Origin of the sequence: Streptomyces violaceoruber (genome assembly GCF_033406955.1) — a bacterium.
Taxonomy (GTDB): Bacteria; Actinomycetota; Actinomycetes; order Streptomycetales; family Streptomycetaceae; genus Streptomyces; species Streptomyces violaceoruber.
Genome location: NZ_CP137734.1, coordinates 2,679,217 through 2,698,362, shown reverse-complemented (window position 1 = coordinate 2,698,362; position 19,146 = coordinate 2,679,217). Strand labels below are relative to the sequence as shown.

The 19,146-nt window shown below is 72.5% G+C and carries 16 protein-coding genes; 6 read left to right on the top strand and 10 right to left on the bottom strand.

Annotation, left to right across the window (positions count from 1 at the left end; genetic code table 11):
• Positions 1–12: 12 nt before the first annotated feature.
• Complete coding sequence (locus R2E43_RS11625; protein ID WP_106517745.1) at positions 13–795, bottom strand: ABC transporter ATP-binding protein; 783 nt, start codon at positions 793–795, stop codon at positions 13–15.
• Between the two features lie 93 nt (positions 796–888).
• Between R2E43_RS11625 and R2E43_RS11620 the strand changes: the two genes are divergently transcribed.
• The 4 genes from R2E43_RS11620 (at position 889) to R2E43_RS11605 (ending at position 5,887) form a co-directional block, all read left to right on the top strand.
• On the top strand, positions 889–1,530 hold the full coding sequence (locus R2E43_RS11620; protein ID WP_106517746.1) for a TetR/AcrR family transcriptional regulator: 642 nt from the start codon (positions 889–891) through the stop codon (positions 1,528–1,530).
• A 136-nt stretch (positions 1,531–1,666) separates the two neighbouring features.
• Positions 1,667–2,515, top strand: coding sequence for a 3-hydroxyacyl-CoA dehydrogenase family protein (locus tag R2E43_RS11615; protein ID WP_011030215.1), 849 nt, complete (start codon positions 1,667–1,669; stop codon positions 2,513–2,515).
• Between the two features lie 190 nt (positions 2,516–2,705).
• On the top strand, positions 2,706–3,029 hold the full coding sequence (locus R2E43_RS11610) for an STAS domain-containing protein (protein ID WP_003973611.1): 324 nt from the start codon (positions 2,706–2,708) through the stop codon (positions 3,027–3,029).
• Between the two features lie 233 nt (positions 3,030–3,262).
• Complete coding sequence (locus tag R2E43_RS11605) at positions 3,263–5,887, top strand: ATP-binding protein (protein ID WP_030868278.1); 2,625 nt, start codon at positions 3,263–3,265, stop codon at positions 5,885–5,887.
• Between the two features lie 100 nt (positions 5,888–5,987).
• Here the strand turns inward: R2E43_RS11605 and nucS are convergent, their stop codons facing one another.
• Positions 5,988–6,659, bottom strand: a complete 672-nt coding sequence (gene nucS, locus R2E43_RS11600; protein WP_007387684.1) for an endonuclease NucS — start codon at positions 6,657–6,659, stop codon at positions 5,988–5,990.
• Between the two features lie 280 nt (positions 6,660–6,939).
• Between nucS and R2E43_RS11595 the strand changes: the two genes are divergently transcribed.
• Entirely contained in the window at positions 6,940–7,332 is a 393-nt protein-coding gene (locus R2E43_RS11595) for an SCO5389 family protein (protein ID WP_003973607.1), read from the top strand.
• 78 nt (positions 7,333–7,410) lie between these two features.
• Here R2E43_RS11595 and R2E43_RS11590 read toward each other — a convergent pair whose 3' ends face one another.
• On the bottom strand, positions 7,411–8,439 hold the full coding sequence (locus R2E43_RS11590; RefSeq protein WP_030868283.1) for an LLM class flavin-dependent oxidoreductase: 1,029 nt from the start codon (positions 8,437–8,439) through the stop codon (positions 7,411–7,413).
• Positions 8,440–8,695: 256 nt separating this feature from the next.
• Here R2E43_RS11590 and R2E43_RS11585 point away from each other — a divergent pair, with 256 nt between their 5' ends.
• Complete coding sequence (locus tag R2E43_RS11585; RefSeq protein WP_003973605.1) at positions 8,696–9,028, top strand: ATP/GTP-binding protein; 333 nt, start codon at positions 8,696–8,698, stop codon at positions 9,026–9,028.
• Between the two features lie 8 nt (positions 9,029–9,036).
• On the opposite strand, the gene R2E43_RS11580 is transcribed toward R2E43_RS11585, so the two are convergent.
• From R2E43_RS11580 to mce, 7 genes are all read right to left on the bottom strand, one after another.
• Entirely contained in the window at positions 9,037–9,906 is an 870-nt protein-coding gene (locus R2E43_RS11580; protein ID WP_003973604.1) for an ABC transporter permease subunit, read from the bottom strand.
• Entirely contained in the window at positions 9,903–11,174 is a 1,272-nt protein-coding gene (locus tag R2E43_RS11575) for an ABC transporter ATP-binding protein (RefSeq protein WP_011030218.1), read from the bottom strand. Before R2E43_RS11575 ends, R2E43_RS11580 begins: the two co-directional genes overlap by 4 nt.
• Positions 11,175–11,322: 148 nt before the next feature.
• Entirely contained in the window at positions 11,323–12,099 is a 777-nt protein-coding gene (locus R2E43_RS11570; protein WP_003973602.1) for an ABC transporter permease, read from the bottom strand.
• Positions 12,096–13,088: an ABC transporter ATP-binding protein gene (locus tag R2E43_RS11565; RefSeq protein ID WP_003973601.1), complete on the bottom strand. Its 993-nt coding sequence runs from the start codon at positions 13,086–13,088 to the stop codon at positions 12,096–12,098. The genes R2E43_RS11570 and R2E43_RS11565 overlap by 4 nt, the downstream gene beginning before the upstream one ends.
• Positions 13,089–13,211: 123 nt before the next feature.
• On the bottom strand, positions 13,212–14,144 hold the full coding sequence (locus R2E43_RS11560; protein ID WP_003973600.1) for a coiled-coil domain-containing protein: 933 nt from the start codon (positions 14,142–14,144) through the stop codon (positions 13,212–13,214).
• A gap of 207 nt (positions 14,145–14,351) precedes the next feature.
• Entirely contained in the window at positions 14,352–18,332 is a 3,981-nt protein-coding gene (gene scy / locus R2E43_RS11555; RefSeq protein ID WP_003973599.1) for a polarized growth protein Scy, read from the bottom strand.
• A gap of 233 nt (positions 18,333–18,565) precedes the next feature.
• A complete protein-coding gene (mce, locus tag R2E43_RS11550) occupies positions 18,566–19,006 on the bottom strand; it encodes a methylmalonyl-CoA epimerase (protein WP_003973598.1) in 441 nt (146 codons plus the stop codon).
• Positions 19,007–19,146 lie beyond the last annotated feature (140 nt).

Sequence of the window (19,146 nt, the reverse complement as noted above, 5' to 3'; positions counted from 1 at the left end):
TTCCCAGGGGTGCTAGACGGCTACGGGAGTGGCGTCGGCCGGAGCGGCGCCGCGGCCGGTGACGGCCAGGAAGGTGTCCTGGAGCGTGGCGTCGGGCGAGCCGCCGTACTCGAGCTTCAGGGCGGCCGGGGTGCCCTCGGCGACCACCGTGCCGCCGTCCACGACGACCAGGCGGTCGGAGAGGGCGTCGGCCTCGTCGAGGTAGTGCGTGGTCAGGAAGACCGTGGTGCCGTGCTCGTCGCGCAGCCTGCGGACCAGGTCCCACAGGTCGGCGCGGCTGCCCGGGTCCAGACCGGTCGTCGGCTCGTCCAGGAACAGCACCTTCGGGCGGTGCGTGAGCGCCATCGCGATGTCCAGCCGCCGCCGCTGCCCGCCGGAGAGCGCGCCGCACCTGCGGTCGAGCAGGCCGGTCAGGCCCAGGTCGCGGGCCAGCTCCCCGGCACGCTCGGCGGCCCGCGCCCTGGACAGGCGGTACAGGCGGCCCTGGGTGACCAGCTCCTCCCGGACCGTGATCTGCGGGTCCACCCCGCCCGACTGCGCCACGTACCCGCACGCCGCACGCACCCCGGCCGGGTCGGTCGCCAGGTCGTGCCCGGCGACGGTGGCCGCGCCGCCGGTGGGGGCGAGCAGGGTCGTGAGCATCCGCAGGGTGGTGGTCTTGCCGGCGCCGTTGGGGCCCAGGAAGCCCAGGATCTCGCCCTCGCGGACGGTGAGGTCGATGCCGCGCACCGCCTCGACCGGCCCGCGCCTGGTCGCGAAGGTCCGGGCCAGCCCGGCCGTACTGATGATTGCCATGCGCTCCAGAAAAACAGAGACGCTGAAATTTTGCAATGACCCCAAGTTTTCAGCGGCCCCAGTCAGTGGCGCCGGCGCGGCTAGGATGCGGTCATGGCCGAGGGACTCAGGGAACGGAAGAAGCGGCAGACCCGGCAGTACATCTCGGATGTCGCCACCGGGCTGTTCCTGGAGCGCGGCTTCGAGGCCGTGACGGTGGCGGAGGTCGCGGACGCCGCGAACGTCTCCGTCAACACCGTGTACAACTACTTCCCGGCCAAGGAGGACCTGTTCCTCGACCGGTCCAAGGGCGTCATCGACCGGCTCTCCCGCTGGGTGCGCGGACGCCGCGACGGGGAGTCCGCGGCGAGGGCCGTCCTGCGGGAACTGCGCGACGAGGTCGAGTCGGTCTCCCCGCGCGTCGGCCTGATGGACGGCTACGCCACGTTCATGAAAGTGATCCAGGACTCGCCCGCCCTGCGCTCACGGATGTGGGCCATCGGCCAGGAAGTGCTCCTGAACCTGGAGCACACCCTGCGCGAGGAGACCGGCAGCGCGGACGACGACATGACCCCCACCCTGATGGCCGGTCAGATCAACTGGCTGCACGGCACGGTCCTCGCGGCCATCGGCGGGCGCATGGTCGCCGGCGGCAAGCCCTCCGAGGTCTCCCGCGACATGCTCCTGCTGCTGGACGAGATGGAGGAGCTGTTGAGCGAGAAGGTGCTCAACTACGCCGTACGAGGCGCGCTGTGACACCCGGACGGCACCCCTCGGTGTGACGTCCGTCATTTGAGACGTGACGCGCGTTACTAACCGGTCACACAGCGCCTCACGCCCGCTAATCTCCGGCCGAGAGACGAGAATCAGCGCGTATCAGGGGAGTCGCACAGTGGCACGGAAGCTCGCCGTCATCGGAGCCGGTCTCATGGGGTCCGGCATCGCCCAGGTCTCCGCCCAGGCGGGCTGGGAGGTCGTCCTGCGCGACGTCACCGACGAGGCGTTGCGGCGCGGCACCGACGGCATCAGGGCCTCCTACGACAAGTTCGTCGCCAAGGGCAGGCTCGACGCCGACGACGCCGAGGCCGCGCTCGGGCGCATCACCGCGACCACCGACCTGGACGCCGCCGCCGACGCGGACGTCGTCGTCGAGGCCGTCTTCGAGAAGCTGGAAGTCAAGCACGAGATCTTCCGTACCCTGGACAAGCTGGTGAAGGACGGGGCGATCCTCGCGTCCAACACCTCCGCCATCCCGATCACCAAGATCGCGGCCGTGACGGAGCGCCCCGAGCGGGTCGTCGGCACCCACTTCTTCTCACCGGTGCCGATGATGCAGCTGTGCGAGCTGGTGCGCGGCTACAAGACCAGCGACGAAACGCTCGCCACCGCACGCGAGTTCGCCGAGTCCACCGGCAAGACCTGCATCGTCGTCAACCGCGACGTCGCCGGGTTCGTGACCACCCGGCTCATCTCCGCCCTCGTCGTCGAGGCCGCGAAGCTGTACGAGTCGGGCGTCGCCACCGCCGAGGACATCGACCTCGCCTGCAAGCTGGGCTTCGGCCACGCCATGGGACCCCTGGCCACCGCCGACCTGACGGGCGTCGACATCCTGCTGCACGCCACCGGCAACATCTACACCGAGTCCCAGGACGAGAAGTTCGCCCCGCCGGAGCTGATGCGCCGGATGGTGGACGCCGGTGACATCGGCCGCAAGAGCGGGCAGGGCTTCTACAAGCACTGAGGTCACATCAGCCCCGGCAAACGTCACACGCCGGGGTGAATTCGGTATCGGTTCGCTTACAGACGGCAACCTCCGGTCGTTTCGGCCAGTCAGAGGGTGCAGTGCCTGATATCGCCGAGAGACCACAACGCACGGAACGCAACGCCAAGACGAAGAAGACGACGAAGAAGACGCACGCCGGGGAGCGCATATGCACATCAGGGGCGACCACGTCGAGCTGGTCGTCGGGGGCCGCCTCGACGTCCGCAGCGCGGCGGACGCCCGTACGGTCCTGCACTCGGCCGTCGACGACGGAGTCGGCGACCTGGTGCTCGACCTGTCAGAGCTGGACTCCTGGGACGCCACCGGACTCGGCGTGATCATGGGAGCCCACCGGCGGGCCGGCCGCTGCGGCCGGCGGCTGGTGCTGCGCGGCGTGCCGCCGCAGATGCAGCGCCTGCTGGTGGCCACCCGGCTGCACCGGATCCTCGCCATCGAGGGCGGCATCGGTGTGGAGACCCTGCCCCGCGTGTAAGTGAAGGTTCACACCTCCGACACACGCAATCCTCACGAGACCGTGACCTCTCGGGCCGCCCGGCACCCCGGACTGTCGGAGATACTGGGCGAAGGTTTAGGGTCTGGCTGCCCGCTGCCTTTGCAAACCCGCCGGCGGGCCCGGACCAGAAGCGACAGCGCGGTGTGCGGCAAGGCCGGGAGGGTGGTCCCTGCCGGGGCCCTGCACACGACGCTTTTGGGGGGCTTGAACCAATGGACCCGAACAACCGGGGCCCTGAGGAGTACGGCCAGGACGGCGACCACCAGGCGCCGCGCCCGCGCCCGCACAGGGACCCCATCACCTCCGACTTCGGACAGCACGCGCCCGCGCTCGCCCGCACGGTGCAGCTGGTGTCCGGCGACTTCCTGCTCACCGTCAACCCCGTCGACGGCAGCGAGATCGAGGTCTGCCCGCCCGCGGAGCGGCCCGCCCGGCCCGAGAAGCTCACCGCGGCCGAACGCGCCGACGCGGAGCGCGCCGCGCGGCCGCCCGTCCCACCGGGACCGGTCCGCACGGTCCTCGGCCTGCTGGCCCGCGAGGACGAACGCGAACGCCTGGTGCGGCTGCTCGCCCGCGGCCGCTCCGTGCGCCTCACCGGCCCCGCCGGCTCCGGCCGCACCAGCCTCCTCGACGTCGTCGCCGAGGACTGCGCCGGCCTCGCGCCCGACGGCGTCGTCCGGCTCAACGGCCACCACCGCACCGCCGACGACCTGCTCCACGACCTCTTCTACGCCGTCCACGGCGCGCCCCTGCACCGTCCCGACCGGACGGAACTGCTCGGACACCTGCGCGAGGTGGGCGCGGTCGTCGTCCTGGACGACGCCGAGTTCGGCGGCACCGCCCTCGACGAACTCCTCGACGCCACCCCCGAGTGCGCCTTCGTCATCGGCACCACCCCGGACGTGGCCCCACCCTCCGCCGACTCGGCCGTCGAGGAGGTCTTCCTCACCGGCCTGGACCGCTCCGACGGCGTGGAGCTGCTCGAGCGCGCCGCCGGACGGACCCTCACCGAGGAGGAGGCCAACTGGGCCGGAGACCTCTGGTTCGAGTCCGAGGGCCTGCCGCTGCGCTTCGTCCAGGCCGGTGCCCTGCTGCGCCGCCGGGACCGGGAGCGGGCCGGTGCCGACGCCGTCGACGAGTTCGGCGTCTTCGCCGACGCCCGCCCGGCCGACACCCGCCCCGCCGACGACAGCCCCTACGACGCCGCCGAGACCGACGACGTGCCCCTGCCGTCCCTCGGCGAGGCCGCCGCGCCCGCACCGCTGCTCGCCTCCCGGCTGAGCGCCTCCGCCCGCGCCACCCTGGAGTTCGCCGTCGCGCTCGGCGGCGAGGTGCCGCACCAGGCGCATCTGCCCGCCCTGGTCGGCGAGACCCACGCGGACGCCGCCCTCGGCGAGCTGGCGGACTGCGGACTGGTCTCCCCGGTCGCCTCCCGCTACCGGCTGGCCGCCGGCGTGCTCACCCAGCTGGAGAGCGCCGGATACGCCGACGCCGTACGGGAGCGGGCGACGGCCGCCGCCCAGCACTACGCCTGGTGGGCCGGGCACCCCTCGGTCACCCCGGAGCGGGTCTGCGCGGAGGCCGACGCCGTACTGGCGGCCCTCGCCGTGCTGGTGCCCGCGACCACCCGCACCACCGAGGACGAGGAGAGCCCGGCCGTCCAGCTGGCCCGCACCGCGGCGCCCGCCTTCGCCGCCGGGCTGCACTGGAGCGCCTGGGAACGGGCGCTGCGTTCGGGTACCGAGGCCTCCCGGCTCGCCGGTGACGTCGCCGAACAGGCCTACTTCCACCACGAACTGGGCGTCCTCGCGCTGTGCGAGGGCCAGTTGGACCGGGCCCGCGCCGAGCTGGAGGCCTCCGTCGGACTGCGCGGCGCGCTCTCCGACAGGCGCGGTGCCGTGGCCGGCCGCCGCGCCCTCGCGCTGGTCGCCGACCGCACCGGCGACACGCCGGGCCTGGGCAGCGGCGCGGGCGCCTTCGCCGCGGCGGCGCCCGCCGCCGGACCCGGTGCCGTCGGGGCCGGACTCGGCCCGACGGTGGGGGAGGAGGTGCCCGACGCCCGCAACGAGGAGTCGGCGTCGCCGTCCGCGGGCGTCCCCGCCCCCTTCCCGCCGCTCCAGCCGCGTCCGCAGTCCCCCACCCTCGTCACCCGCCGCGAGCCCGACGAGGAGCCGTCCCGCACCGTTGCCGGCGGCATCAAGGGCTTCGCACGGCGCAACCTGGTGGCCGCCGGAGCGGGCGCGCTGCTCGTCGCCGTGCTCGGCACGGTGGTGACCCTGGGGGCCACGTCCGAGAACGACGGCGGCGATCCCTCCAACGAGGTCGGCGTCAACCCGTCGGCCAGCCAGGGCGTCGACGACGGCAGCCTGGGCGCCGACCGGCCCTCGGACGACGGTCAGGGCCAGGAGACGCCCGGCGCCCCGACCGGCTCCGCCACCCCCGGCACGTCCGGGGCGCCGACGACCACGGAGTCGGGGGCGCCTTCGCAGGGGCCGAGCAGTACGGGCAGCACCGACCCCGGGGACGACGAGAGCCCCGACGCCCCCGGCTCGCCGGACGAGCCGAGCAAGTCACCGAGTTCGCCGACGACGAAGCCGACCTCGCCGAAGCCGACGGACACCGAGCCGACGGACCCCGGGACGCCCACCGAGTCCGACGGCACGTCACCGACGCCCACGGAGACCGAGACGACCTCGCCGTCCACCCCGGAGACGTCCGACACCGCCAGTGGTGCCGACAGCCCTCCGGCCACCGTCTCGCAGAGCAGCACCGAGGACACCGGCACCGGCACGGGAGCGCCGGCCGGCTCGGACCCGGCGACCGGCCAGATCATCTGACCCCGCCCGGGAAGGCATCAGCACGAGAGGGCCGGGTCCGCCGCACGGACCCGGCCCTCCTCGCGTCGTACGTGACGCGCCCTCAGGACGCGCCGCGCCCTCAGAACAGCCGCAGCTTGTCGTCCTCGATGCCCCGCAGCGCGTCGTAGTCCAGCACCTGGCAGCCGATGCCGCGGTCCGTGGCCAGCACGCGGGCCTGCGGCTTGATCTCCTGGGCGGCGAAGACGCCGCGCACCGGGGCGAGATGCGGGTCGCGGTTCAGCAGCTCCAGGTAGCGCGTGAGCTGTTCCACGCCGTCGATCTCGCCGCGCCGCTTGATCTCGACCGCGACGGTCCCGCCCTGGGCGTCCCGGCACAGGATGTCGACCGGGCCGATGGCGGTCATGTACTCGCGGCGGATGAGGGTGTAGCCCTCGCCCAGGGTGTCGATGCGGTCGGCGAGCAGCTCCTGGAGGTGTGCTTCCACGCCGTCCTTGATCAGGCCCGGATCGACGCCCAGCTCGTGCGAGGAGTCGTGGAGGATCTCCTCCATCGTGATGATGAGCTTCTCGCCCGCCTTGTTGACGACGGTCCAGACGCCCTCCTCCTCGCCCGTGCCCTCCTTCAGGGCACAGGGCGGCGACATCCAGTTGAGGGGCTTGTAGGCCCGGTCGTCGGCGTGGATCGAGACGCTGCCGTCCGCCTTGACCAGGATCAGCCGGGGGGCCGAGGGCAGGTGGGCGGTGAGCCGTCCGGCGTAGTCGACGGAGCAGCGGGCAATGACGAGACGCATGGTCGGCAACGCTACTCGACGGGCCGGGCCCGACGCGATTCGCCCGTACCCGGGCACCGGAGTGCGCTGTCCCACTTCTCCCATTGGCCCCGTCTTGCGCACTGGCCGATTGTGGGCCTACCGGATGGTGTCCATCTGGGCATTCTCCTGGTGCCGTCACGATCGGTTGCTTACGGTATTGAACGGGAGGTCGCGGCCTGTGTACGCAGCGTGTTCGGAATCGCGCACTCCCTTAACTGTCCGGCAACCCCTGCTGGTCGGGGGTGCGAGAGGAGAACCCATGTCGCTCGACGTCTCACCGGCCCTACTCGAACAGGCCGAGCGAGGCGAGGTCGACGAAGCAGACTTCGTCGACTGCGTCCGGACCTCCCTGCCCTACGCATGGGAGATGGTCAGCTCCCTGGTGGCACAGCTGAAGGTCGACGGCGGAGCGTTCGCCGACAACCAGACGCCCCCGCCGGACGAGCAGGCGCGCGGTCAGCTCCTGCGTGCGCTCGCGAGTGACGCCATACGCGGTGCACTGCAGCGGCACTTCGGGGTGCGGCTGGCCTTCCAGAACTGCCACCGGGTGGCGGTGTTCCCGTTGGACTCCTCTGTCGACGAGACGCTGACCAAGTTCACCTCGGTGCGCAGCCAGTTGCTGAACCAGTCGCCGGAACTGCGCGACTGCTGAGGCCCGCGGTCCCTGCTTGCCGCTCCGTACGCGGGAGGTGCAGTTCTGTACCGGAGCGGCAAGCTCCCCGCCCGGGGGTCAGCGGAGCTGGGGGAGTACCTCGGCCCCGAGCCGCCGTACGTTCTCCTCGGTCGCCGCCAGGTCTCCCGAGCCCTCGACGAGCAGGGCGAAGCGGGAGATGCCGGTCCGCTCGCCGGTCGCTGCGAGCCGGTCCGCGCACAGCCGGGGCGTGCCCACCGGGTGCAGCCCGCAGAGCAGTTCGGTGTAGGCGTGCGGGTCGCGCATCTGCCGGGCCCGGCCGTCCACCGTGACGTGGGCGCCCAGTCCCTGCCGCAGCCAGCCCGGCATCGCCTTGAGCAGGGTCTCGGCCGCGTCCGTGCGCCGGTCGGCGATCTGGCAGACACCGGCCGAGACGTGTCCGGCGCCGTGGATCTCCGCCGCCGGACGCCCGGCCGCACGCGCGTGGCGCCGCCACAGGGCGACCATCTCCGCCTTCTCCTCGTCGCCGACGTGCATCCCGAGGAGCATCGGCAGCCCCCGCTCGGCCGCCATCCGCACGCTCGACGGCGAGGTGCAGGCGACGACGACCTCCGGGCCCGGCTCCTCCGACAGGGACTCCGACGGGCGCGGCACGACCGGCACCTCGCGGAAGCGGTAGCGGTCGCCCGAGGCGCCGACGGCCGGCTCGCGCAGCCAGCGCAGCAGCAGGTCGAGCGAGTCCGGAAACCCCTTCTCGTACGCCTCCAGACCCGCGCCGAACACCTCCAGGTCCACCCACGGGCCGCCGCGGCCCACACCCAGCGAGAAGCGGCCGCCGCTGGTGACGTGCAGCAGCGCGGCCTGCTCGCCGAGCGCCACGGGGTGGACGGTGGGCAGCACACTCACCGCGGTGCCGACCCTCAGACGCCGGGTGCGGCCCAGCAGCAGCGCGGCCAGGGTCACGGCCGACGGACACGTGCCGTACGGCACGAAGTGGTGTTCGGCCAGCCAGACCGTGTCCAGCCCGGCCTCCTCGGCGACCTCGGCCGAGCGGACCGCGCGGTGCAGCGCCTCCCCCTGACCCTGGCCCGGGAACTGGGCACCCAACACGAAACTTCCTACGCGCATTGCCTTTTCCTGCTTCCTCGGCCCCGACATGGAGCTCCCCCGCACGGCATAACCGCCTGACACGTGCCGAGGACACGGCCGGACGAAGGACTTTGCGGATTGTCTTCAGAATCGGCCGTTGTGGGACGGCGCGTGGGCTCGGACGGACAACACCGGTCGGGGGGAGTTGCGGTGTTTGGCGCCGTACGCCTACCCGTGTCCGTGCCGCGTAGGCTGGATGCCGCCCTGCTTCCTGTATAGCTCCGTGAGGTGTCCTGTGTCCCCGCGTCGCAACCGACCCAAGGGAGCCGGTTCCTCCGGCCGGAGCGCCGAGGAGGACGGCTCCGGCCGCTACGGCGGCTGGCAGTCCGCGGAGAACTGGCAGGGCGAGGAGTGGAGCGTACGGCACGTGGCGGGCGCGAGCGCGCAGGGCAAGTCGTACCGCTGCCCGGGCTGCGACCAGCTCATTCCGGACGGTGTTCCGCACGTCGTGGCCTGGCCGGCCCACTCGGGCGTCGACGACCGCCGGCACTGGCACAAGGCGTGCTGGAACGCGAAGGACCGCCGCACCACGCGGGTGCAGCGGTCCCGTAACGCGCCGAGGTTCTGAAGCCCCGTTTACACGTCCCGCTTCTCCAGCAGGGCGAAGGCGGCGGCGAACGCGGCCGCGGTCACGCCGAGCACGATCCACAGCGGGTCCCAGCCCGAGGGCCCGGACTCGGAGAGCGAGTTGGCGTAGAAGATGCTCATCTGGTTCGGGATCGAGTACTCGAACAGCGCCTGCTGCACGTCCTTGAGCGACTCGGAGAACATGAACAGCGCGATCACCAGCGGGGCGAGCAGGACGCCGATCATGATGGTGATGGCGCCCGCCGAGTGCCGGATGATCGAGCCCATGGCCAGCGAGAGCAGCCCGAGCAGCGCGACGTAGAGCGCGACGCCGACGGTGCCCTTCAGCCACTCCGCGCCGGTCGGGTTCTCGGCGCCGTTGCCCTCCAGCATGGACACGTGGGCCAGCCCGACCAGCGTCGCGCAGATCAGGGTCACCACGAACGCCACCAGGAAGAACACGATGCCCTTGGCGGCCAGCACCCGGCCGCGGCTGGGGCAGGCGGTCATCGTCGTGCGGATCATCCCCGTGCCGTACTCCGAGGCGGTGGTCAGCACGCCCAGCGTGATCACGCACATGCTGCCGAGCAGCAGACCGAAGAAGCCGAGGCTCAGCGCGCTCTCACCGGCCAGGTCGGAGTCCGAGCTCGCCACCACCGCGCCGGTCAGCAGCCCGATGCCGAGCACCAGCAGGACGAACACGCCGAGCGTCCACAGCGTCGAGCGCACCGACTTGATCTTCGTCCACTCGGAGGCCAGCGCGTGCACGAGGGTCGTGCGCACCACCGGGATCGGCGACGTGTAGGTCGGGAACGGCGAACCGGGCGCCGCGTGCCAGTCGGGCGCGGCCTGCTGCGTCGGGGGCTGGGGCGTGCTCATCGGGCGTCCTCGGGCTTGGTCGGGTCGGTGACGGGCGCGGCGGCGGGCGCGGGGCCCGCCGCGGGCGGCGTCGGCGCGCCGGCGGGAGCCTGGGGCATCGGCGGTGCCTGGGGCGCCTGCCGGGCCGCGTACGGGTTGGCCGGCTGACCGCCCGGGACCGCCCCGGGCGCCACCGGGGCGCCGTACGGGCCCGCGGGGGCCTGGCCGGGCGCGCCCTGCGGCGCGGCGAAGGGCTGACCGCCCTGCTGGGGCGGCGGCGGCGCGTACCACCCGGGCTGGCCCTGACCGGCCACCGGCATCGGCGGCTGCGCGCCGGGCGGCAGGGGCTGCTGGAGCCCCGCCTTCTGGTCGGCGGTCGACCGGTAGTCCACGGCGCCCTGCGTCATCCGCATGTACGCCTCCTCCAGCGAGGCCTGGTGCGGCGACAGCTCCCACAGCCGTACGTCGGTGTCGTGCGCGATGTCGCTGATGCGGGGGAGGGCGAGCCCGGTCACCCGCAGCGCGCCGTCCTGCTCGGGCAGCACGTGGCCGCCCGCCTCGGTCAGCGCCGAGGTCAGCTTCTCGCGCAGCTGGGGCTCGGTGTCCGGCGTCCGCACGCGCGCGAAGTCGGCGGAGTTGGCCGAGATGAAATCCGTCACGCTCATGTCGGCCATCAGCTGGCCGCGCCCGATGACGATCAGGTGGTCGGCGGTCAGCGCCATCTCGCTCATCAGGTGCGAGGAGACGAAGACGGTGCGGCCTTCCGCGGCGAGCGCCTTCATCAGGTTGCGCACCCAGTGGATGCCCTCCGGGTCGAGGCCGTTGACCGGCTCGTCGAAGAGCAGCACCTGGGGGTCGCCGAGCAGCGCGGCGGCGATGCCGAGCCGCTGGCCCATGCCGAGGGAGAAGCCCTTGGAACGCCGCTTGGCCACGTCCTGGAGGCCCACCACGCCGAGCACCTCGTCCACCCGGCGGGCCGGGATGCCGGACAGCTGGGCGAGGCTCAGCAGGTGGTTGCGGGCGGCCCGCCCGCCGTGCACCGCCTTGGCGTCCAGGAGCGCCCCGACGTGGCGCGCGGCGTTCGGCAGCCTGCGGTACGGGTGGCCGCCGATGGTCACGTGGCCCGCCGTGGGGTTGTCCAGGCCCAGGATCATCCGCATCGTCGTCGACTTGCCCGAGCCGTTGGGCCCCAGGAAGCCGGTGACGGCACCGGGCCGCACCTGGAAGGAGAGGTTGTACACGGCGGTCTTGTCGCCGTATCGCTTGGTCAGGCCGACAGCCTCGATCATGCTCCGCACCCATCGGAAGGTTCAGGGACAGCAGGGCACACGCCCCCGTAAGGGTTAGGAGGATATCCACGCGCTGACGGTTCCGTTCAAGCGCGGGCAAAATCCGGCACCGTACGGAGGCGCCTGCCGGGGTTGCGGCGCCCGCTTTCTAGGCGTCCCGCCGCTTCAGCACCGCGTACCCGCCGACGAGCGCCGCGATCACCCACAGTGCCATGATCCCCAGGCCGCCCCACGGTCCGTAGGGGACGTCGTCGTCGATCGGCGTGACCACCTGCATGATCTTGCTGCCGGCCTGGTCGGGCAGGAACCGGCCGACCTTCTCCGTCGCCGGGACGTTGCCCAGGATGTTGGAGATCAGGAAGAAGAACGGCATCAGGATGCCCAGCGACAGCATCGGGGAGCGCAGCATCGCGGCGACGCCCATCGAGAACATCGCGATCAGGGTCATGTAGAGGCCGCCGCCGAACACCGCGCGCAGCACGCCCGGGTCGCCGATCGACGCCTTCAGGTCGCCGAGCATCGCCTGCCCGAGGAAGAACGTGGCGAAACTGGTGACCATGGCCACGACCAGCGCGAGCGCGGTGGCCACCGCGATCTTGCTGAACAGGAAGGTGCCGCGTCGCGGCACGGCGGCCAGCGAGGTGCGGATCATGCCGGAGCTGTACTCGTTGCCCACGACCAGCACCCCGAACACGATCATCGCCAGCTGGCCGAGGCTCGTACCGGCGAAGCTGATGAAGGTCGGGTCGAAGGAGAGCTGGTCCCGCCGGCTCATGTCGCCGAACTCGTTCTTCGACAGGGCCGAGATCAGCATGCCCAGGGCGATGGTGACGACCACGGCGAGGCCCAGCGTCCACACCGTGGACGCGACCGACCGGATCTTGGTCCACTCGGACCGGACGACCTGTGTCGCCGCCATGCTCATCCCCTCTTCCAGTCGCTGCCCCACGGCTGCTGCGGAGGCTGTCCCGGTGGCTGTTGCTGCTGGGGAACGGCGCCGGGCGGCTGCCCGTCGTGCGCGTGGTACTCCACGGACTCCGCGGTCAGCTGCATGAACGCCTCCTCCAGGGAGGCGCGCTGCGGACTCAGCTCGTACAGCACGACCTGGTGGCGCGCCGCCAGCTCGCCGACCGTCTCCGACTTGTCGCCGTCCACTTCCAGGACCCCCTCGCCCGACTCGACGACGGTGACCCCGGCCGCGTGCAGCGCGTCGAGCAGCTGCTCGCGCTGCGGGGTGCGGATCCGGACGTAGCTGCGCGAGTTCTCCGCGATGAACTCGGCCATCGAGGTGTCCGCCAGCAGCCTGCCCTGGCCGATGACCACCAGGTGGTCGGCGGTCAGCGCCATCTCGCTCATCAGGTGGGAGGAGACGAAGACCGTACGGCCCTGGGAGGCCAGGGTCTTCATCAGATTGCGGATCCAGTGGATGCCCTCGGGGTCGAGCCCGTTGACCGGCTCGTCGAACATCAGGATGCGAGGGTCGCCCAGCAGGGCCCCCGCGATGCCGAGCCGCTGCCCCATGCCCAGGGAGAAGCCCTTGGTCTTCTTCCTGGCGACCGCCGACAGACCGACCGTGTCCAGGACCTGGCGCACCCGGCTCGCGGGAATGCCGTTGCTCTGCGCGAGGCACAGCAGGTGGTTGTAGGCGCTGCGCCCGCCGTGCCACGCCTTGGCCTCCAGGAGCGCGCCGATGTACGTCAGCGGGTCCTTCAGCTCGTCGTAGTGCTTGCCGTCGATCCGCACGTCCCCGGCGGTCGGCCGGTCCAGGCCCAGCACCATCCGCATGGTCGTGGACTTGCCCGCGCCGTTGGGGCCGAGGAAGCCCGTGATGATGCCGGGTCTGACGGTGAAGGAGAGATTGTTGACCGCCACCTTCTCGCCGTACCGCTTGGTCAGCCCCTCGAGCTCGATCATGGCGACCACGCTAGAACGGGACGAGGCCCGCTGCCACCCCAGTGACAACAGGCCTCGCCCATGTTCGTACGGATTCGGCAGGCGTACCCCCCGCGCAGCCGAAACCGCCCGGGCGCAAGGGCGTCAGCGGGACTGCTGGGCCGGGACCCCGCGGGAGACCGACTCGTCCTCGACCGACGGCGCGGCCGCCACCGCGGCGCCCGTGAGCGACGCCAGCATCTCGCGCACGTTGGTCAGCTGCGCGTTGATGGAGTCGCGGCGGTTGGTGAGGGCGGCCAGCTCGCGCTCCGACTCCGAACGGATCCGGTCGGCCTTGGCGTTGGCGTCGGCCACGATGTCCTCGGACTGGCGCTGCGCCGTCTCCACGGTCTGGCGGGCCCGGCGCTCGGCGTCCGTGCGCAGCTTCTCCGCCTCCAGGCGCAGCTGCTCCGCGCGGTGCTCGATCTCCGCGAGCCGCTTCTCGGCCTTGGCCTGACGGGAGGCCAGGTCCCGCTCCGACTGCTCGCGGCGCTTGGCGAGGTTGGTCTCGAAGTCGGCGGCGGCCTGCGCGGCCTTCGCGCGGGTCTCCTCGAAGAGCGCGTCGGCCTCGTCGCGCTTCGACTGCGCGTCCTTCTGCGCCTCGGAACGCAGCTGCGAGGCGTCGCCCTTGGCCTTCTCGACGATCCGGACGCCCTCGTCCTCGGCCTTGGCCTTGCGCTCGGCGGCGTACGACTCCGCGTCGTTGCGCACCTGCTGGGCCGAGGACTCGGCCAGCTCGCGGTGCTGCTCGGCCGCGCGCCGGGCCTCCTCGCGCAGGTCCTTCGCCTCTTCCTCGGCGAGCCGCAGGATCTTCTCGACCCGGGCGCCGAGACCGGCGTACGACGGCTCTGCGTCGTTGACCTGGGCCTGGGCGTTCTGAGTCTCGAGGTGGAGCTCCTCGATGCGCTTTTCCAGAGCGGTGATGCGGGCGAGAGCGCTGTCACGGTCGGAGACGAGCTTGGAGATGCGTTCGTCCACCTGAGCGCGGTCGTACCCACGCCGCACAAGCTCGAAGCCGTAGGGGGAAGTGTCGCTCATGGGGTTCCTGTCGAAAGAGACCGGGTGAGGTGATAGAGGGAATCCTAGGCGCCAATGCGGTGTGTCATCGAGCGGATGCACGTTTGATACGGAGAATGACACCTCTTTTGAGTGGCTGACCCGCGGATGGCTTGCCAAAGTTCAGGTGAACGGTCCCGTCGGGACTCGGCCAAAGATCTCCAGCAGACACCCAAACCGCCCCGAACGCTAGCCGTCTGACGACTTGCCACCCGAACGTGGGGCGCCCACCGTCGCTCCGGCCTTCACCCCGTTGTCCTTCGCACCCCCGGGCGCCTCGAACGACTCCAGCGCCTCCAGCACGTCCTGGACCCGGGAGATCTCCGCGTTGATGTCCTCGCGGCGCCGGACCAGCACCTCCAGCTCGCGCTTGCCCTCGTCGACCGTGGCCCGGGCCTCGCGGACCGCCTCGGCCTTCAGCTCCTCGGCCTCGCGGACCAGGGTGGCCTTCTTCTGCTCGGCCTCCTTGAGCAGCCCCTCGGCCTTCTTGACGGCGGCGATGCGCACCTTGCCGGCCTCGGAGTTGGCCTCCGACACCAGCTCCTTCGCCTTCGCCTCCGCCTTGGCGAGCTGCTCCTCGGCGGCCTTGATGAGCGCGTCGCAGCGGTCGCCGGCCGACTTCATCGTCTCGGCGGCCTCGCGGCGGGCCCGCTCGTGCAGCTCCTCGATCTCGGAGGTGAGCCGCTCGCGCAGCTCCTCCGCGCGCTCCCTTATGGCGGTCGCGTCCCGGCGGGCGCCGACCAGCAGCTCGTCCGCGTCCGTACGGGCCTTCTCCACCCGGGTGTTGCCCTCGACCGTCGCCTCCTGGACGATCCGGTCGGCCTCCGAGCGGGCCGCGCCGACCATCGTGTCGGCCTGCGACTCGGCGTCCGCGGTGGTCTTCTGGGCCTGCTGCTGCGCCTCGGTGAGCAGCTTGTCGGCCTCGGCAGCGGTCTCCGTGATGAGCGTGTCGACCTGCTCGGCGGCCTCCGAGCGCCGTTTGTTGGCGTCCTTGCGGGCCTCGTCGAGGGTGCGCTCGGCCTCCTCGCGGGCCGCCGTGGTGACCCGCTCGGCCTCGGCCGCCGCCTCGCGGCGGACCCGGTCCGCCTCGGTGCGGAGCCGCTCGGCGTGCTGCTGCGCGGAGCCGACGGTGTCGGCGGCCTCGGCCCGCAGCCGCTCCGCCTCCCCGGTGGCGTCCGAGACCAGCTGCTCGGCCCGGGCGCCCGCCTCGGCCCGTACCCGGTCGGCCTCGGCGATCGTCTCGGTGCGCAGCCGCTCCGCCTCGGTGGCCGCCTCCGTCCTGACCCGCTCGGACTCGCTCGCCGCCTCGGCGGTGACGCGCTCCGCCTCCGCGAGCGTCTGGGTGCGGATCCGGTCGGTCTCGGCCGCCGTCTCGGTGGTGAGCCGCTCCGCCTCGGAACGGGCCTCGGTGATCAGGGTGTCCGCCTGCGTCGCCGCGTCGGACCGGATGCGGTTGGCGTCCTCGCGGGCGTCCGCCCGGGTGCGCGACGCGGACTGCTCGGCCTCGGCGATGGCGTCGGAGGCCTCCGTGCGCACCCGCTGGGCGTGCTCGGAGACGTCCGAGCGGATCCGGTCGGCCTCGGTGATGGCCTCGGACACGGTCCGCTCGGCCAGCGCCTTGGCGGCCTCGGTCTCCTCCTGCGCCTCGCGCCTGAGGCGTCCGGCGTCCTCGCTCGCCCGCTCCCGCTCCGCGTAGGCGTCGGCGCGGACCCGGTCCGCCTCCTCCTGGGCCTCGGTCCGGGTGCGCTCGGCGGCGTGCTCGGCGGCGCTGCGCAGCCCGGTGATCTCCTCCTGGGCCTGCTCGTGCAGCCCGGCGACCGACTCCCGTACCTGCGCCGCGTGCTGCTCGGCCGCCGACACCATCTCGGTGGCGCGCCGGTCGGCCTCCTCGACCAGCCGGACCGCCTCGGCCTGGGCCTCCTCCACGCGGTTGCGTGCCGAGGCCAGCAGCTCCTCGCTCTGCTCGCGGGCCCGCTCGCGCTCCTGGTCGGCCTCCTGCCGGGCGGAGCCGAGCAGTTCCTCCGCCTCGCGGCGGCGCCGGGCGGCCTCCTCCTGGGCGGCGGCCAGCGCCTCGGACGCCTCGGCCGCGATGCGCTCGGCGGCGGTCTGCGCCTCCGCCCGCACCCGGTCGGCGCTCTCCTGCGCCTCCGTCTTCAGCCGCTCCGCCTCGTTGGAAGCCTCCGAGCGCAGCCGTACGGCGACGGCCTCGCCCTCCGCGCGGGAGGCGGACGCGTCCGCGGCGGCCTCGGTGCGCAGCCGCTCGGCCTCCGTCTCGGCCTGCTGCTGGAGGGTACGGACCCGCTCCGCGGCCTCGGTGCGCAGCCGCTCGCTCTCCTCGGCGGCCTCGCGGCGGATCCGCTCGCCCTCCTCGCGGGCCCCGCTCAGCGCCTCCTCGGCGGCGCTGCGGCGCTCCTCGGCCTCGGTGTGCAGCCGCGTCAGCTCCTCGGCGGCCTCCGCCTGCCGGGCCTCGACGGCGCGCTCGGTCTCCTCGCGCAGCTCGCGGGCGGCCCGCTCGGCCTCCGCCTGGAGCTCCTCCACCCGCTCGGCGGCCTCCGCGCGGTGCCGTTCGGCCTCCGCGCGGGTGCGCTCCAGGGTCTCCTCGGCCTGCCGGCGCAGGGTCGTCGCCCGCTCGATGGCCTCGGCGCGGACCTTCTCGCCGTCCGCCGTCGCGGTCTGCCGCAGCTCGTCGGCGTCCGCCTTGGCCTTGGCGAGCAGCTCCTCGGCGGTCTTCGCCGCCTCCTCGATCTGCGCCACGGCCTCCTTGCGGGCCTCGGCGCGGATCTTCTCGCCCTCGGCGACCGCGTCCGCCCGCAGCTGCTCGGCCTCGCCGCGCAGCCGGCGCGCCTCCTCCTGCAGTTCGACCGTCTTGGCGCGGTACTCCTTGGTGTCGTCCTTCGCCGCGCCCTTCAGCTCCGCGGCGATGTCGTGCGCCTCGGCGCGCAGCCGGTCCGCCTCGGCCTCGGCCTCGGTGCGGATCCGCTCGGCCTCCTCGGTGGCCGCCTTCGTGGTCCGCTTGGCGTCCTCCGACGCCTTGTTCAGCACGTCCTCGGCCGTCTTGGCCGCCTTGGACAGCTGGGTGGCCGACTCCTCGGCCGTGATCGTGCGGGCCTTCTCGGCGGCCTCGGCGACGATCCGCTCGGCCTCGGCACGGGCGTCCGCGACCACCTGCTCGGCCTCGGACCTGGTGCTCTCGGCGTCCTTGGTGGCCTCGCCGACCAGCCGGGCGACCTGCTCCTTGGCGGTGCGGGTGCGCTGCTCGTTGGTCGCCTCGGCGCTCGACAGGGCCTTGGCGGCGGCCTCCTCGGCCTGGGCGACCACCTTCTCGGCCTCGGCCTGCGCCTTGCGCAGCGCCTCCTCGGCCTCCGACATGCGCTGCTCGGCGGCCCGGCTCAGCTCCTGCACCTCGCGCCGGGTGGACTCCGACTCGGAGGCGGTGGAGCTGCGCAGCTGCTCCGCGTGGTCGGTCGCCTCCTGCGCCTGCGTCGAGGCGGCGTTCAGCAGCCGCTCCGCGTCGGTGCGCGCCCGGCGCAGGATCTGCTCGGCCTCGGCGCGGGCGCTCTCCGCGTCGCTCCGCAGCCGCTGACGGGCCTCGGCGGTCAGCCGCTCGGCCTCCGCGCGGGCCGCGGCCATGGCCTGCTCGGCCTCGGCCCGGGACTCGTCGAGCAGGCGCCGGGCCTGCTGCTCGGTGCGGGCGCGCAGCTGCTCCGCCCAGGCCACGTTCTCGTTGACGTGCGACTCGACGGTCTGCCGGCGCTCGGCCAGCTCCTGGTCGAGCTGCTGGCGGCGGGTGACCGCCTCCTGGTGCAGCTCCGCCTGGAGCCTGGCGGCCTGCTCGGCGTGCTCCTGGAGGATCCGCTGGGTCTGCGCCCGCGCCTGGCTCAGCTCCCGCTCCGCGTCGGCGCGCAGCTGGTCGGCCTGCGTCTGCGCGTTGCGCAGCAACTGCTCGGCCTGGTACCCGATGTCGCCGCCGTCGAAGGCGGGCCGGGACATGATGGTGCGGCGCGCCTCGTGCAGCTTGGCGCGCAGCACCTCGACCTGGTAGCCGAGGTCCTCGGCGTGCTGGATCGCCTTTTCCCGCTCGGTCTTCAGCCGCTTCATCTCGGCCTCGAACCGAGAGAGGTGGTCGACGTCAGCCGCCGGCTCTCGCTCCTGGCTCTCGTAGCCCCGCACTGCGCGGTCCCATCCGTCCCCTGGTCGCAAATCTTCCCGAACGAGCTCCGTCCGTCCGACGGACGGGGCCCCCGGGGAATGGTGTCAGATCAACGGCGGAGCATGTGCTGCTGCCCCGTCGCCCGCCCCCCGAAACACGACCCCGGCGGTCCCGGCGCCCAAGGCGACAGGACCGGGTCACCCTGGACTGAGCGGCGACCGCACCCAACCCTACCGGCCCCTATGTACGAGGGTCAGTGCTCAGGTGACTCAACGGCCGCCGAAGTGACCAGTTCTGTCAGTACGCCATGGCAGTCCTTGGGGTGCAGGAAGGTGATCCGCGACCCCATGGAACCGCGCCGGGGCTCGTCGTACAGAACGCGTACGCCCTTGTCGCGGATGTCCGCGGCGTCCGCGTCCACGTCCGCCGTACCGAAGGCGATGTGGTGGACGCCCTCGCCGTTCTTCGCGAGCCACTTGCCGACCGCGGAGTCCTCGCGGGTCGGCTCCAGGAGCTGGAGGTACGAGGCGCCCCCGTCCGACGTATCGTTGATCTTGAGCATGGCCTCGCGCACCCCCTGCTCCTCGTTGACCTCGGTGTGGAACACCTCGAAGCCGTAGGTGGCACGGTAGAACTCGACGGTCGCGTCGAGGTCGTGGCAGGCGATTCCGATGTGGTCGATTCGCGTCAGCATGGTTTCAGTGCAGCGCTCCGGAGGTGGTTACGCAACGTGCGCGCGATCACACCGACAGCCCGGTGACGGGCGGGATACCGCTCAGTACATTCGAGTAAACCCTCGTTCACTCCTCGGCCTGTGCGGGCCGGAAAAGGGGA

What these genes read in the sequence shown, in the direction of transcription:
- R2E43_RS11625 (WP_106517745.1), bottom strand. Translation starts at nt 795, where the DNA reads ATGGCAATCATCAGTACGGCCGGGCTGGCCCGGACCTTCGCGACCAGG.
- R2E43_RS11620 (WP_106517746.1), top strand. Translation starts at nt 889, where the DNA reads ATGGCCGAGGGACTCAGGGAACGGAAGAAGCGGCAGACCCGGCAGTAC.
- R2E43_RS11610 (WP_003973611.1), top strand. Translation starts at nt 2,706, where the DNA reads ATGCACATCAGGGGCGACCACGTCGAGCTGGTCGTCGGGGGCCGCCTC.
- R2E43_RS11605 (WP_030868278.1), top strand. Translation starts at nt 3,263, where the DNA reads ATGGACCCGAACAACCGGGGCCCTGAGGAGTACGGCCAGGACGGCGAC.
- nucS (WP_007387684.1), bottom strand. Translation starts at nt 6,659, where the DNA reads ATGCGTCTCGTCATTGCCCGCTGCTCCGTCGACTACGCCGGACGGCTC.
- R2E43_RS11595 (WP_003973607.1), top strand. Translation starts at nt 6,940, where the DNA reads ATGTCGCTCGACGTCTCACCGGCCCTACTCGAACAGGCCGAGCGAGGC.
- R2E43_RS11590 (WP_030868283.1), bottom strand. Translation starts at nt 8,439, where the DNA reads ATGCGCGTAGGAAGTTTCGTGTTGGGTGCCCAGTTCCCGGGCCAGGGT.
- R2E43_RS11580 (WP_003973604.1), bottom strand. Translation starts at nt 9,906, where the DNA reads ATGAGCACGCCCCAGCCCCCGACGCAGCAGGCCGCGCCCGACTGGCAC.
- R2E43_RS11575 (WP_011030218.1), bottom strand. Translation starts at nt 11,174, where the DNA reads ATGATCGAGGCTGTCGGCCTGACCAAGCGATACGGCGACAAGACCGCC.
- R2E43_RS11570 (WP_003973602.1), bottom strand. Translation starts at nt 12,099, where the DNA reads ATGAGCATGGCGGCGACACAGGTCGTCCGGTCCGAGTGGACCAAGATC.
- R2E43_RS11565 (WP_003973601.1), bottom strand. Translation starts at nt 13,088, where the DNA reads ATGATCGAGCTCGAGGGGCTGACCAAGCGGTACGGCGAGAAGGTGGCG.
- R2E43_RS11560 (WP_003973600.1), bottom strand. Translation starts at nt 14,144, where the DNA reads ATGAGCGACACTTCCCCCTACGGCTTCGAGCTTGTGCGGCGTGGGTAC.
- mce (WP_003973598.1), bottom strand. Translation starts at nt 19,006, where the DNA reads ATGCTGACGCGAATCGACCACATCGGAATCGCCTGCCACGACCTCGAC.